The sequence below is a fragment of the Mesorhizobium sp. M0800 genome (assembly GCF_040320095.1).
In the GTDB taxonomy this organism is placed as follows: domain Bacteria; phylum Pseudomonadota; class Alphaproteobacteria; order Rhizobiales; family Rhizobiaceae; genus Mesorhizobium.
This window is the reverse complement of sequence record NZ_JAMYOZ010000001.1, coordinates 435,563-449,138: the sequence shown is the minus strand read 5'-3', so window position 1 is coordinate 449,138 and position 13,576 is coordinate 435,563. Positions and strand designations below refer to the sequence as shown.

Below are 13,576 nucleotides of genomic sequence, written 5' to 3'. Positions count from 1 at the left end.
CGTGAGCCGGCTACCGGCGCCTGGCTTCGATCCTGGCCAGCCGCTCACGTAAAAACTTGATCATGAACTTGTGGCGCGGTGCCAACCGCCCGCTCCGGTCGAGCTCGAGCGTCATGTCGAGCGCCTTGGAAAGCACAGCCTTCGGGTCCTTTGCGACTTGGGCGTAGTCGATATAGGCGACCACCAGGTCGCGCTGCCAGGTGGCGTTGTCCGGATCGGACCGGGCAAGTTTCTCGCGAATGGCCAGGCTGTCCTGAAGGGCTTGCCGGGCGCCCCTGACGTCGCGCTGCCTGAGGCGCAGCGTGGCGACTTCGGACAGCGTTATCGACAAGTCCCGCTGCCAGTCGGAATTGGCGGGATCGAGCTTGGCCAGCCTCTGCGCAATCGCGTAGCTGTCCAGATAGGCTTTCAGCGCGCCTTTGTGGTCGCCCTGTATCGCCAGGACGCCGGCGACTTTCTCGATGCACACGGACAGGTCGCGCTGCCATTCGGTGTTGTTCGGGTCGCCGGCGGCGAGCGCGCTGGCCTGCGAAAGTGCCTCACGATAAGCCGAAAGTGCCGCCGGCCAATTCTGCTGGTCGCTCAGCGCATTGCCGATCTTGGCGTTGCCGACCGACAGGTCGCGCTTCAACTCAGTGTCGTCCGGATCGCGTTTCGCCAGTTGCTTGATGATCGCCAGACCTTCCTTGTAGGCCGCCAGCGCCCCGGCGGCGTCGCCGCGTTCGCGCAGCAGGTCGCCTATCGTATCGTGGCTGACCGAGACGTCACGCTGCCGGTCGGCGTCTCCCGGTTTGTCCGCCGCCAGCGCCAGCCGCACCTTCAGGCTCTCTTCATAGGCCGCCTGTGCGTTGTCCAGTTGGCCTGCGATATGGGCAAGGTGACCGATCTCATCGTAGGTGATGGTCAGGTCGCGCTGCAGTTCGGCACGGTCGGGCTCTCCGGCGGCGAGCTGCTTCTTGATCGACAGGCTTTCCTGGTAGACCTCTGCGGCGCCGGCCAGATCGCCTTGCGTCGCCAATACGTTGCCGATCTTGTCGTCGGCCATGGCGAGGTCGCCGAACCACTCCAGATTGTCCGGTTCTGCCTCGGTCAGGCCCTGCAGAATGGTCTTGGCGGTCTCATAATTCTGCAGCGCTGACGGCAGATTGCCTTGCGCCATCCGCACGTTGCCGAGCTTGACGTGGCTGACGGCGAAGTCGCGCTTCACGTTGGGATCGGTTTCATGATGCGACCGCCGCTCGAGATCTGCTTGCAGCGCCTCGAAGGCACGGCCAGCCGCATCGATATTGCCGACCGTGGTATAGAGCTTGCCGAGCTCGTCCAGCGTGCGGATCAAGCGGTCGGCGTCGTCGAGCGACAGCACCACCTGTCCGGCTTCGCCATAAAGCGCCAGCACGGACTCATAGTCCCTGATGGCTGTGGCGTAGTCGAGGTCGGCGCGCGCCGCCCCGCCGGACAGATAGCGCGTTGCGGCCTCGGAGAGCGTGCGGCTGACGAAATTGGCCTTCAGCGCGTTGCGCGAGACATTGTCGATCTCGGCTGCCTCGGCGAGCTTTTTACGCGCGGCATCGAACGCTCCCAGCGAAAGCTGCTCTTCGGCCTGCCGGCGCAACGCTGCCACCCGCAGATCGTCGGAGCCAAGCGTCTGCATTTCGCTCCGCACCTTGACGAAGGCGTCGGCTGCCTCACGCAGCCTGGCGTTCAGACTGTCAGCGGAGAGGTGGCCGGTATCGGAACTGATCAACGCGCCATAGAGCGGCGCCAGCGGCATATCGGCGTCGCTGGCGATCTTCTCCACTTCGCCGCGCATCTGAGGCGTCACCTCGGCCATGGCCAGCAACAAGCGTTCGCGTTCCGGCAATTTCTCCTTGGCCGAGGCGGCAAAGAACAGCTGCGGCAGGCCGCTCTCGACATAGGGTAATTGCTTGCCGCGCGAGAGGTCGTAGACCTCCTGTTGCACGAGCGTCAGTACGGAGCGTATCTCGAGCCCATCGGTGCCGAGGTATTTCGTCAGCGCCGCGGTAAACGGCGAATTCTGGCCCGTCCCATCCGCGGCGGTCTCGCCGGGTGCTGCCGAGAAGGCAAACAGGATGTTTTCTGCCCGCCCGATGCGGCCAAGACCCGGCCGGATCTTGTCGCTGACCTCTTTTACCAGCGCCGTTGCGCCGCGGCCTTCGCCGCCCGTAGCCGCAAACGGATCGCTGCGGCAGGCATCGAGCACGATCAGTCCGACCTTGCTGGTGGCGGCGACGGTCGCGCGGATCTCCTCCAGCGGCAGGCTGGTCCTTTCCAGCGTAGCGAGCGACGACGCGTCTGCATCGACCGGCAGGAGCCGATTCTCGCCGGCTATCTCGACGCCGTGGCCGGAGAAGAACACCAGTGCCACGTCGGCGCCTTTGGCATCCTCGCGGAAATCGTCAAGCGCCCGGCGCATGCGCCGCAGGTCGCGGTTGGTTTCGAGGAAGACCTCGAAACCGAGCTTCCTCAGCACCGTTTCCATGACCTCACCGTCATTGACGGGATTGGCGAGCGGCCGGATCAGCCGGTAGTCGTTCTCGGCGATGACCAGCGCAGCGCGCCGCTCCGCCATTGCAGCGGAGGCCGTCGAGAGGATCAGCAGCAAGGCAAACAGAAAACGCAAATCGAACCGCCCCGGCCCGGTCATTTGCCGGAGCATTCCATCTCTTTATGGCATGAGCAAGTTACGGCATCGGCCAGTTCGGCCGTTCGCGTTGTTAGCTGGCGCGCATCGGCCTCAGCGCTTCGCTCCAGCGGAACAGCTCGTCCAGCATGGTCCTGGCCCCGCCGAGCACCTGGTCGCTGGGCAGGAAGGCGCCGGTCTCGTCGAGCAGCTTCTGGTACATCGGCAGCGCCACGCCTTCCGGAATCGGCATGACGCCGACGGAGGTCAGCAACGGTTTGACCGCCTGCGCCGCTCGCAAGCCGCCGGAGACACCGCCATAGCTGAGAATGGCGGCCGGCTTGTATCGCCATTCCCTGAGCAGGTAGTCGACCGCGTTGACGATCGCGGGGGCTGCGAAATAATTGTATTCCGGCGCCACGAAGACGAATGCGTCGGCGGCGTCGATTGCCTTCGACCACGCTTTCGTGTGGCTGTTTTCGTATTTGGCGAGTCTCGGATGATGCGGCTCGTCCAGCACCGGCAAGTTGAAGGCGGCGATGTCGGTGAGCACCGGCTCGAATTTCCCATGCTCGCGCGCAAAGCTTTCCAGCCACCTTGCGAAAACCGGTCCGGCGCGGCCCGGCCGCGTGCTGCCGATGATGACGTTCAACTGGTGCTTCAAGGCAGGCTCCCGCCGGTTAGTGGCATCTGTGGTGCTGCCACCTAAGACACGCAGCCGGACACAGCAAGCAGGCACTTTCCGGTGCCCCGGTCACATTCCAGAGAGCGGATGCTTCGCCTTGTCGTCCGGTCACATGGACGCCTGCCTTGCCCGCCACTACATTGAGGTGTCAGCGGAGCAAGCCATGGACAGTCAGCCCGTCCCCTTCGTCCCGCCGGCGCCGAAGCCGCGCACAGCGCCGCCCTCGACGCTGGAGATGATCCGCATCGTCTACCGCAATCCGCTCGAACTGTGGGGCGAGCCGACCTACAACGAGCCCTGGATTTCGGTGACCGGCGTCGGCGGGCCGCTGGTTATCGCCAACGATCCCGGCCTCATCCGCCATGTGCTTGTCGACAACGCCAAGAACTACAAGATGGCCACGGTGCGCCAGTTGATCCTGCGACCGATCTTGCGCGACGGGCTGCTGACCGCCGAGGGCGAAGTGTGGCGGCGTTCGCGCAAGGCGATGGCGCCGGTGTTCACGCCGCGCCACATCTTCGGCTTCGCCGAGCCGATGCTGAAACGCACGCTCGAATTCATCACCCGTTACGAGCAAGGTGGCACGTCGGACATCGCCCACGACATGACGCTGCTCACCTTCGACATCCTGGCCGAGACACTGTTTTCGGGCGAGATATCGGGCGAGCCCGGTAGCTTCGCCAAGGAGATCGACCGCCTGTTCGAGACGATGGGCCGGGTCGATCCGCTCGACCTTTTGCGTGCGCCCGACTGGCTGCCGCGCCTGACCCGCATCCGCGGCCGCAAGACCATGGCCTACTTCCGCAAGATCGTCACCGACACGGTGCAGATGCGCGAGGCGCGGCTGAGGCGCGCTCCGGACACCGCGCCGCAGGATTTTCTCACCCTGTTGCTCAAGGCGGAGGGACCGGGCGGGCTGACCCGGGCCGAGGTCGAGGACAACATCATCACCTTTATCGGTGCCGGCCACGAGACTACGGCCAGGGCGCTCGGCTGGACGCTCTACTGCCTTGCCGAAGCGCCGTGGGAGCGCGAAAAGATCGAGCGCGAGATCGATGCCGTGCTGGCGCGTGAGCCCGACCCGACGAAATGGCTCGACGCCATGCCGCTCACCCGCGCCGCCTTCGACGAGGCGCTCAGGCTCTATCCGCCGGCGCCGTCGATCAACCGCGAACCGATCGAGCCCGAAACCTGGAACGGCCTCTACATACCGCGACGTGCCGCGGTGCTGGTGATGCCGTGGGTCGTCCACCGCCATCGGAAATTGTGGGACTGGCCCGACGCTTTCATGCCGGAACGCTTCCATCCGGGAAACCGCGAAAAGATCGATCGTTTCCAGTATTTGCCGTTCGGCGCCGGCCCCCGCGTCTGCATCGGCGCCAGCTTCGCCATGCAGGAGGCGATCATCGCGTTGGCGATCATGCTGTCGCGCTACCGTTTCGACGCCACCGCGGAAACCCGCCCCTGGCCGGTGCAGAAGCTGACGACGCAGCCGCAAGGCGGCCTGCCGATGCAGGTCACCCGGCGCGGCTCGTAGGCAACCGCACGTCCGTACGTGTTATGCGGCGGACTTGCGTTGGAACTGGCCGGCGGCGCGGTAGCGCCAGAGATAGCTGGGCAGAATGGTTCCGATCGACCGTGGCTGGATCCCGAGGCCGGCGAGCGTCCTGTTGTCCTTGACGGCGGCTTCCGACACCACATTGTGCTGGCGCAACAGCAGGACCTGGTCCTTGGTCAACAACGGATTGGGCAGCAGCCCGAGAATTGATGCCTGGAGGTTCGCCAGCCACCATGGCACGGGCAGCAAAAACCGCTTGCGTTCGATGATGACAAGCAGCTCTTGCATGCATTCCTTGAAGGTAAGCACCTGCGGCCCGCCGAGTTCATAGATCCGGCCGCCCTGGACCTTGCCGTCGACCGAGTGCGCCACCGCTTCGGCGACGTCGCCGACATAGACCGGCTGGAATTTCGTCTGCCCCCCGCCGATCAGCGGCAGCACTGGGGAAAAGCGAGCCATGTTGGCAAAGCGGTTGAAGAAACCGTCCTCCGGCCCGAAATTGATCGATGGCCGCAAGATCACGGCGTCCTGGCTCGTCTCAAGAACGGCCTTTTCGCCGAGCGCCTTGGTACGCGCGTAGTCCGATTGCGCGTGGAGATCCGCTCCCAGAGCCGAGATGTGGGTGAGGCCGGCGCCGACGGCGCGCGCCGCTTCGGCAATAGCGCGCGCGCCGAACTCGTGGACGGCAGTGAATTTCTGCCGGCCGGCCTCATGCGCGATCGCCACCAGATTGACGACATGGTCCGCGCCTTGCACGGCGCGGTCGACCGACCAGCGCACCCGGACATTGGCCTGCACCGGCTGGATCTGCCCGACATTGCCGAGCGGCTGCAGGTGGCCGGCGAGATCGGGCCGGCGGCAGGCAACCCGGATGCGGTAGCCGCGTTTGGCCAGCGCCCGCACGACATGACGACCGACAAAGCCGGAGCCGCCGAACACGACGACGAGCTTTGGGGTCTGCAGGATTTCGGTCATGGCTCGCTCCGGGGGGCTATCCAGATGGTTTGATTGAAGCCGTTTCATAGTCGGTTTCGCGCCAAAGGCAAAGGGCGACCATAGGTCGCCCGGCACTGTTGAAAGCATGATTTCCGGTATCCGTTCGAAATGGCAGAAAACGCCGGCGAGGCCCGGCTTTACGGCAACTCCATTAGGAACAGGAACCTTTGTTCGGTCGGCGATTTTAGATGTATGATTTGATTCCGAATGGAGGATATTGCCGATGACGACAAAACGCGTTGCGATCTTCGCTCTGGCTTTCGCAACAGGCTGCAGCATTGGTGCCTCGGCATTCGCGGCAAACCGGCATCACCACCAAGCTCAACCCGAACGCTACGTTCCCGCCAACGGCGACATCATCGACATTCTGTTCGGTGGCCCGCGCTACTATGACAACCACCTGTTCACGACGGCCGCCGAACCCTGCTCCTACAACAGGGTAGGACCGGACGCGAATGCGGTGAACGTCATCAACGATCATCATTGCGGGAAGTAGGCTCGCGCTGCCGGATCGGCCGGCCTCGTCAGCCGCTCATCGGACAAACGAATTTCTTCAGGACGAATAGCGCGCGGCGAATTCGGAAATGCGTTGCACCACGGCTTTCGGCGCGCTTATGCCGCGCGCCGCCGCCTTCTCCGCGGCCTCGGCCCGGGCACGCCCCGGCACATGCACGCCATAGCGCCGCCGCAGCCGGTCGAGCTGATCCTTCATCCGCTTTTCGAAGTCCGGATCGAGCAGCTTGGGCTCGACGGCAAGCACGAACAGGCCGGTCCCCGGACTGTCCGGCCCGCCGCTGAACCATGGCGCATCGAGCGACCAGTTGGCGCCCGACAGGCCCGCAGCCAGCACCTCGACCATCAGCGCGATGTTGGCGCCGCGCTGGCCGCCGAAGGCAAGCATGGCGCCCTTCATGGCAGCTGCCGGGTCCGTGGTCGGATTGCCGCTGGCATCCAGTGCCCAGCCTTCGGGTATCTTCTTGCCGTCCTCGGCCGCCTTGCGGATGTTGACGAAGGCGGTGGCGCTCGACGACTGGTCGATGACCAGCGCCGCCCCGTCCGCGGCGGGTGCAGCAAAGGACATCGGGTTGGTGCAGTAGACCGGCTTGACCGAGCCCGAGCCGGCAAGCACGGCCGGGCCGTTGGTCGCGGCGAACGACACCAGCCCCTGCGCGGCAAGGCGCCCGGTGAAATAGCCGAGCGCGCCGCACGTATAGGCATTCTTCTGCGAAAAGATGGCGACGCCGAACAGTCGCGCCGCCTTGGCGAGGTCATCGATCGCGCGGTCGAAACCGGTATGCGCCAGTCCGCCGCGGGCATCAGAGAGATAAACCGCGAGCGCCGGCCTGGTGATCACCGGATCGGCATTGCCGTCGATACGGCCGGCTTCCAGCGCTTCGAGATAATCGATGAAATGCGACAGCCCGACGGTCGACAGTCCTTCCGCCTCGGCCGCGACGATCGAGGCAGCCAGCGACTGCGCCGCCTCTTCGTTGGCGCCGGCGCCAAGTGCCGCCATCCGGCACAGCCCTGTCGCCTGGTCGAGACTGAGTTGCATTGTGATTGCCATGGATATCTGAGGGAATGGGTGAATGGTGAATAGTGAATGGTGAGTGGGACTTAGCCGGTAACACTACGGGCTACTCACTACTGACTATTCACCATTCACCATTCACCTAACCAACCTTGTTCGGAATCCGCGCCTCGATCTTGCCCAGGGTGAAGACGAGGATGCCGGTGATCGCCATATAGATCAACGCCAGGAGCAGCAAGGGTTCATAGGTGAGGTAGGTATCCTGACGCACCTTTGAAGAGACGGCGAATATGTCGATCACGCTGATGGTCGCCACCAGCGGCGTCGATTTCAGCTGCAGCACGGTTTCGCCCGTCAGTGTCGGCAGCGCGCGGTAGAAGGCCTGCGGCAGCCAGATTCGCTGGAAAATCCTCCAGCGGCTCATGCCGAAGGCGCGGGCGGCTTCCAATTGGCCTTTCGGCACGCCGGCGAAAGCGCCTCGCATCACCTCGCCCTCATAACCGGCGAAGGACAGCGTCAGCCCGAGGACGCCATAGGGCCATGCCTGCCTCAGATAGGGCCACATCCAAGACTCGCGAATCCATGGATATTGTGGAAACAGCGAGCCCAGCCCGTAATAGAGCAACCAGAGCTGCAGCAGCAGCGGCGTCCCTCTGATGACGGTGCAGAAGACCTTGGCGGGTGCCGCGAACCAGAACGAGCCCGCAGCCTGCGCCAGCCCGAGCGGCACGGCGAGCAGGAAACCCAGCGTGCAAGTGACGGCAAGAATCCACAGCGCGCGCCAGATGCCGAGCAGTCCTATCCCGTAATATTTAGGCAGCCAGTCCCAGCGCATGAAGACGGCCGCCGCCAAAACCAGCCCCAGCGCGATCAGGATCAGCACGATACGATGCGGCTTCAGCCACAGCGAAGCGCGTGCGGCTATCTCGACGGCCGCCGCTTCGCCAGTCATCGCCGGGTCAGCCATCACCGGGCCTCCTTGAGCGACGGCATGCCGCGGCGGGCCCATGTCTCGATACGGCCGATGATCAGATTCGAAACCAGCGTCAACAGAAGGTAGATCGCGCCGGCGGCGATAAAGAATGTCAGATAGGCTTTGGTGACGCCGGCCGCCTGCCGTGTCGCCAATGTCAGCTCGAAAAAGCCGACGACCGCCAGCAGGGCGGTGTCCTTGGTGGCGATCAGCCAGAGATTGGCAAGGCCGGGTATGGCGAACGGCAGCATCGCCGGCAGCGTGATGCGCCGCAGCAGCAGGCCGGGAGACATGCCATAGGCGCGCGCGGCTTCGATCTGGCCCTGCGGAATGGCAAGGATCGCGCCGCGGATCACCTCGGTCGAATAGGCGCCCTGGACGAAGCCGAGCACGGCAATGCCGGCCGCCAGCCCGCTAATGTCCATGCGCTGATAGCCCATTGCCGTCAGCATCTGATTGATCAGGTCGGTGCCGGCGTAATAGAGCAGAAGGATCAGCACCAGCTCCGGCACGGCGCGCACGACGGTCGTATAGACTGCCAGGAGATCGCGCACCACCGGACCACCATACAGCTTGCCGGAGGCGCCGCCGATGCCGATCAAAAGGCCGAGACCGGTGGCGCCGACCGCGATCTCGATCGTATGGAGCAGCCCGACGATGAGCGTTCCACCCCAGCCCGGCGGCACGGGCGAGAGAAGCGCGATGGCAGAGGCGGCCCAAGCCGGAACAAATGCGTTGATCAGCGTCGCCCTCGAATTGCTGGCGCTAAAACCGCCGGCGATCTCCGCCCGCGGAAGCTCGCGTCGATGGATTTCGACGAACCACGCGGCTCTATCGGGGCCGCGTGGTTAATCGCTCATGGATGAGGCCGTCAGTTCGACTGCGTGTCGGCACCGTAAATGTCGAAGTCGAAGTACTTCTTCGAAATCTCGTCATATTTGCCGTTGGCGCGGATGGCCTTGATGCCGGCGTTGATCTTTTCCTTCAACTCGGAGTCTTCCTTGCGGACGCCGGCGCCGACGCCGGGCCCGAGAATGGCCAGATCCGGCGCGACCATGCCCTTCAGATCGCAGCATTGCTTGCCCTGGTCCGATTTCAGGAAGGCGTCGAGGGCAATGGAATCGGCCTGCACCGCGTCGACCCGGCCGGCGGCAAGATCCTGGTTGGCCTCGTCCTGGGTCTGGTATTCCTTGATTTCCGCCGCGTCGGCGAAGTGCTTCTTGGCGTAGTCGGCGTGTACGGTCGAGACCTGGACGCCGATGATCTTGCCCTTGAGGTCCTCCGGTGTTGAGCCGAACTTCTGGTCCTTCGGCCCGATGATCGCAGTCGGGGTGTTGTAATATTTGTCCGAGAAGGCGATCGTCTTCTCGCGCTCGGCGGTGATCGACATCGAGGCGGCGATAAGATCGATCTTCTTGGTCGTCAGCGCCGGAATGATGCCGTCCCAGGCGACGGGGGTGATGACGCAGTCGAGCTTCTCCTCGGCGCAGACGGCATCGATGAATTCGATCTCCCAGCCGACCCATTTGCCGGAAGCGTCCGGCGAGGCGAAGGGCGGATAGGGTTCGGCGGCGACGCCGATCTTGACCGGATCGGCCTTGGCCACGCCCATCGCGGCAACGCCGAGCAGCAGCGCTGCGGCAAAGGTCTTGAGAATAATCTTCATCGTCATGACTCCCAGTTTTGTTGTTGTTCCCGGTTTTCGTCCGCCCACAGTTTAACTGATGTTGCGGATGAACTGCTTCAGCCTTTCGGATTTTGGTGCGCCGAAGATCTGTTCCGGCGGCCCTTCTTCCTCGACCAGCCCGTTGTGGAGGTAGACGACATGCGTCGCGACCTCGCGGGCAAACTTCATCTCATGGGTGACCAGCACCATGGTGCGGCCTTCGCGCGCCAGGTCGCCGATCACCTTCAGCACCTCGCCGACGAGTTCCGGGTCGAGCGCCGAAGTCGGCTCATCGAACAGCATGACGCGCGGATTGATGGCCAGCGCCCTGGCGATCGCGGCGCGCTGCTGTTGGCCGCCCGACAGATAGGCAGGATAGACGTCGCGTTTTTCGGCCAGGCCAACGCGGGCGAGCAATTTTTCCGCCTCGCCGATCGCCACATCGCGCTTGACGCCGAGCACATGCACGGGAACCTCGATGACGTTCTCGATCAACGTCATGTGGCTCCACAGATTGAAGTTCTGGAAGACCATGCCAAGCTTGGAGCGGATGCGTTCGATCTGCTTGCGGTCGGCGGGCACGGTGTGGCCGTAGCTGTCGGCCTTCAGCTTTATCTCTTCGCCATTGACCCGGATGATGCCGCTGGTCGGGTTCTCCAGGCAGTTGATGCAGCGCAGCAGCGTCGATTTGCCCGAGCCGCTGCCGCCGATGATGGCGATCACCTCGCCATCGCGCGCCGACAGCGAAACGCCCTTCAATACATGCAGCTTGCCGAAACTCTTGTGCAGGTTCTCGACGTGGATGGCTTCGGCAGCGCCGTTCTGCGCCGTATGCTTCAGGGCGGTGGCCGGCGCCGTCATCGTCGCGGCGCCCCGCGGAGCAGCCGAGGCAGTGCTTGCTGGAATTTTTTACCCATTACCCGTCACTGGACAGCGTTCCGATTCTCAAGATGGACCGTTCCGCTTGCCTCCGTCAACCGCAGTTTTTGGACCATTGATCACGGCCTGCCGAGTGGCTATTGGCAGGAGGGGCGCGTTTCAGGAGAACTTAGTGGGCAAAGCATACGGGTCGCAGTCGATGGCCGGGCCGCTGCAGCGCGTGCTGATGCGCTCCGCCGCCAGCGCCATGCGTCGGGCCGAAGCGCTGGAGTGGCACTATGGCCCCGGCTTCGATCCACAAAAAGCGGCAGCCCAGCATGATGCACTGGCCAGGCTGATTTCTGTCTCAGGCGCCGAAATCGAATGGCTGAGCGACGCCGATGACGGGCTTGCCGATTCGGTCTTTACCCACGATCCGTCACTGATGACCGACCATGGCGCGGTCATCCTTACCATGGGCAAGGCGCTGCGCCGGCCAGAGCCCGGCCTGCACGAGACAGCCTACCGGCGGATGGGCATCCCCATCCTCGGCCGTATCGAGGCTCCCGGCCAGGTCGAGGGCGGCGACTGCGTGTGGGTGGATGCAAACACGCTGGCCGTCGGCCGCGGCGTGCGCACCAATCAGCACGGCATCCAGCAGCTCTCCAACCTGCTTTCACCCAAGGGCATCCAGGTCTATGGCTTCGACCTGCCGCTCTGGCACGGCGAGGAGGCCTGCCTGCATCTGATGTCGGTGATCAGCCCGCTCGCAGACGATCTGGCGCTGGTCTATGCGCCCCTCCTGCCGGTCGCCTTCCACCAGATGCTGCGCGAACGCGGCATTCGGCTGGTCGAGGGCGACGCCGACGAATTCTTCGCCTCGAATGGGCTCAGCCTGAACGTGCTGCCGACCGCGCCGCGCCAGGTTATCGCCGTTGCCGGTTTTCCGAAGACGGCGGCTGCCATGCAAGCCGCCGGCTGTACGGTCTCGACATTCGAGGCCGATGCGCTGTGCATTGCCTGCGAGGGCGGCCCTACCTGCCTCACGCGCCCGGTGCTAAGACAATGACGACCATCGGCGAAGCGCTCATCACCTTGCTCGAAGCGCACGGCGTCGACACCGTCTTCGGCATTCCCGGCGTACACACGGTCGAGCTCTATCGCGGGCTTGCGCGATCGAAGATCCGTCACGTCACGCCGCGCCACGAGCAGGGCGCCGGCTTCATGGCTGACGGCTATGCGCGCGCCAGCGGCAGGCCGGGTATCGCCTTCGTCATCACCGGGCCGGGGCTGACCAACACCATCACCGCCATGGGTCAGGCGCGCGCCGATTCGGTGCCGATGCTGGTGATCTCGGGCGTCAACGCCACGCCGACGCTGGGCAAAGGCCTTGGCCATCTGCATGAACTGCCGGACCAGCGCGGCATGATGGAGAAGGTGGCGCTGTTTTCGCACCGTGTCACCGAGGCCGGCGAACTGCCCGGCGTGCTAGCCCGCGCCTTTGCGCTGTTCTCATCCTCGCGTCCGGGTCCGGTGCATATCGAGATCCCGACCGATGTCATGACCATGCCGGCCAACGGCATCCTGCCGCTGCTGCGGAATTCAGCGCCGCCCGAGCCGGATGTAGCGGCGATTGCCGAGGCGGCAAGGCTATGCGCGTCTGCCCGCTGGCCGCTTATCCTCGCCGGCGGCGGCGCCAAAGCTGCCGAAGCGCCATTGCAGCACCTGGCCGAGAGGCTGGGAGCGCCGGTCGTCCAGACCGCCAATGCGCGCGGCCTGCTCTATCGCCATCCGCTTGGCGTGCCGGCCAGCCCCAGCCTGAAGGCGGTGCGTGGGCTGATGGCCGGCGCCGATCTGGTCATTGCGGCCGGTACCGAATTCGGTCCGACCGACTATGATGGCTATGGCGACGGCGGTTTTGTCCTGCCCGCCAACCTGATCCGCATCGACATCGGCGCCGACCAGCTTGCCCGCCGGCCTGCGCGGATTTCGATCCAGGCCGATTGCGGAGCGGCGCTCAAGGCGCTGCTTGCCGAAATCGGCACGCACGAGACGTCATTGGATGATGGTTCAGCTCGCGCCGCCGCGACGCGGCAAGCGGCCTTTGCCGAGATCGGCCCGGCTATGCAGGCGCAACTGCGCGCCGTCGAGACGATCCGCGATGCGCTGCCTGGCGCGATCATCGTCGGCGATTCGACCCAGCCGGTCTACGCCGCCAACCTCTATTACGATCATGACCGGCCGGGCGGCTGGTTCAACGCCGCCACCGGCTTCGGCGCGCTCGGCTATGGCCCGCCGGCGGCGATCGGTGCCGTCCTTGCCAGGCCTGAGGCGCCGGTCGTTTGCCTCACCGGCGACGGCGGCTTCCAGTTCACCCTGCCGGAACTGGGCGCCGCGCTCGACGCGGCGGCGCCGGTGATCTTCACAGTCTGGAACAATCGTGGCTACCGCGAGATCGAAACCTCGATGCTCGACGTCGGCGTCGAGCCGGTCGGCGTCTCCCCGGCACCGCCGGATTTCTGTAAATTGGCCGAAGCCTACGGCATTGCCGCCGAGCGGATTTCCGGCACCGGCGGCTTGGCGGACGCGCTTGGGCGCGCGCGGGCGACTGGACGACCTTACGTCATCGAGATTTCGGTTGAGTGATCGCGCGAAAGGCGCGACCTTC

At 64.5% G+C, this 13,576-nt stretch carries 12 protein-coding genes; 4 read left to right on the top strand and 8 right to left on the bottom strand.

Annotated features, from left to right (window positions below; all coding sequences use genetic code 11):
- Window positions 1-10: 10 nt before the first annotated feature.
- Both NKI18_RS02080 and NKI18_RS02075 read right to left on the bottom strand, forming a co-directional pair.
- Window positions 11-2,677 carry a caspase family protein gene (locus NKI18_RS02080; protein WP_352614387.1) on the bottom strand — a complete coding sequence of 889 codons (2,667 nt, stop codon included), beginning with the start codon at window positions 2,675-2,677 and terminating at the stop codon, window positions 11-13.
- A 58-nt stretch (window positions 2,678-2,735) separates the two neighbouring features.
- Entirely contained in the window at window positions 2,736-3,305 is a 570-nt protein-coding gene (locus NKI18_RS02075) for an NADPH-dependent FMN reductase (RefSeq protein ID WP_352614388.1), read from the bottom strand.
- A gap of 184 nt (window positions 3,306-3,489) precedes the next feature.
- Between NKI18_RS02075 and NKI18_RS02070 the strand changes: the two genes are divergently transcribed.
- Complete coding sequence (locus NKI18_RS02070; RefSeq protein ID WP_352614389.1) at window positions 3,490-4,863, top strand: cytochrome P450; 1,374 nt, start codon at window positions 3,490-3,492, stop codon at window positions 4,861-4,863.
- A gap of 21 nt (window positions 4,864-4,884) precedes the next feature.
- Here the strand turns inward: NKI18_RS02070 and NKI18_RS02065 are convergent, their stop codons facing one another.
- Entirely contained in the window at window positions 4,885-5,859 is a 975-nt protein-coding gene (locus NKI18_RS02065) for a complex I NDUFA9 subunit family protein (protein WP_352614390.1), read from the bottom strand.
- 244 nt (window positions 5,860-6,103) lie between these two features.
- Here NKI18_RS02065 and NKI18_RS02060 point away from each other — a divergent pair, with 244 nt between their 5' ends.
- The gene (locus NKI18_RS02060) at window positions 6,104-6,376 is read left to right on the top strand and encodes a hypothetical protein (RefSeq protein WP_352614391.1); all 273 of its coding nucleotides are present in this window, start codon (window positions 6,104-6,106) and stop codon (window positions 6,374-6,376) included.
- Between the two features lie 57 nt (window positions 6,377-6,433).
- Here NKI18_RS02060 and NKI18_RS02055 read toward each other — a convergent pair whose 3' ends face one another.
- The 5 genes from NKI18_RS02055 to NKI18_RS02035 all read right to left on the bottom strand — a co-directional run bounded on the left by NKI18_RS02055 (window position 6,434) and on the right by NKI18_RS02035 (window position 10,911).
- Window positions 6,434-7,435 (bottom strand): Ldh family oxidoreductase, encoded by a 1,002-nt coding sequence (locus tag NKI18_RS02055; RefSeq protein ID WP_352614392.1) that lies wholly within the window; start codon window positions 7,433-7,435, stop codon window positions 6,434-6,436.
- A gap of 118 nt (window positions 7,436-7,553) precedes the next feature.
- Window positions 7,554-8,378, bottom strand: a complete 825-nt coding sequence (locus NKI18_RS02050) for an ABC transporter permease (RefSeq protein WP_502900644.1) — start codon at window positions 8,376-8,378, stop codon at window positions 7,554-7,556.
- Complete coding sequence (locus tag NKI18_RS02045; protein WP_352578586.1) at window positions 8,378-9,043, bottom strand: ABC transporter permease; 666 nt, start codon at window positions 9,041-9,043, stop codon at window positions 8,378-8,380. Before NKI18_RS02045 ends, NKI18_RS02050 begins: the two co-directional genes overlap by 1 nt.
- A gap of 212 nt (window positions 9,044-9,255) precedes the next feature.
- Window positions 9,256-10,050: a transporter substrate-binding domain-containing protein gene (locus NKI18_RS02040; protein ID WP_352568373.1), complete on the bottom strand. Its 795-nt coding sequence runs from the start codon at window positions 10,048-10,050 to the stop codon at window positions 9,256-9,258.
- Between the two features lie 51 nt (window positions 10,051-10,101).
- Window positions 10,102-10,911: an ABC transporter ATP-binding protein gene (locus NKI18_RS02035; RefSeq protein WP_352614394.1), complete on the bottom strand. Its 810-nt coding sequence runs from the start codon at window positions 10,909-10,911 to the stop codon at window positions 10,102-10,104.
- Window positions 10,912-11,128: 217 nt separating this feature from the next.
- Here NKI18_RS02035 and NKI18_RS02030 point away from each other — a divergent pair, with 217 nt between their 5' ends.
- Both NKI18_RS02030 and NKI18_RS02025 read left to right on the top strand, forming a co-directional pair.
- Complete coding sequence (locus tag NKI18_RS02030) at window positions 11,129-11,977, top strand: dimethylarginine dimethylaminohydrolase family protein (protein ID WP_352614753.1); 849 nt, start codon at window positions 11,129-11,131, stop codon at window positions 11,975-11,977.
- Window positions 11,974-13,554, top strand: coding sequence for a 5-guanidino-2-oxopentanoate decarboxylase (locus NKI18_RS02025; RefSeq protein WP_352614395.1), 1,581 nt, complete (start codon window positions 11,974-11,976; stop codon window positions 13,552-13,554). Before NKI18_RS02030 ends, NKI18_RS02025 begins: the two co-directional genes overlap by 4 nt.
- Window positions 13,555-13,576: the final 22 nt, after the last annotated feature.

Bases quoted from the DNA above. Each gene is read 5' to 3' on its own strand.
- NKI18_RS02030 (WP_352614753.1), top strand. From the start codon at position 11,129: ATGGCCGGGCCGCTGCAGCGCGTGCTGATGCGCTCCGCCGCCAGCGCC.
- NKI18_RS02080 (WP_352614387.1), bottom strand. From the start codon at position 2,677: ATGCTCCGGCAAATGACCGGGCCGGGGCGGTTCGATTTGCGTTTTCTG.
- NKI18_RS02065 (WP_352614390.1), bottom strand. From the start codon at position 5,859: ATGACCGAAATCCTGCAGACCCCAAAGCTCGTCGTCGTGTTCGGCGGC.
- NKI18_RS02070 (WP_352614389.1), top strand. From the start codon at position 3,490: ATGGACAGTCAGCCCGTCCCCTTCGTCCCGCCGGCGCCGAAGCCGCGC.
- NKI18_RS02055 (WP_352614392.1), bottom strand. From the start codon at position 7,435: ATGCAACTCAGTCTCGACCAGGCGACAGGGCTGTGCCGGATGGCGGCA.
- NKI18_RS02050 (WP_502900644.1), bottom strand. From the start codon at position 8,378: ATGGCTGACCCGGCGATGACTGGCGAAGCGGCGGCCGTCGAGATAGCC.
- NKI18_RS02035 (WP_352614394.1), bottom strand. From the start codon at position 10,911: ATGACGGCGCCGGCCACCGCCCTGAAGCATACGGCGCAGAACGGCGCT.
- NKI18_RS02025 (WP_352614395.1), top strand. From the start codon at position 11,974: ATGACGACCATCGGCGAAGCGCTCATCACCTTGCTCGAAGCGCACGGC.
- NKI18_RS02040 (WP_352568373.1), bottom strand. From the start codon at position 10,050: ATGAAGATTATTCTCAAGACCTTTGCCGCAGCGCTGCTGCTCGGCGTT.
- NKI18_RS02060 (WP_352614391.1), top strand. From the start codon at position 6,104: ATGACGACAAAACGCGTTGCGATCTTCGCTCTGGCTTTCGCAACAGGC.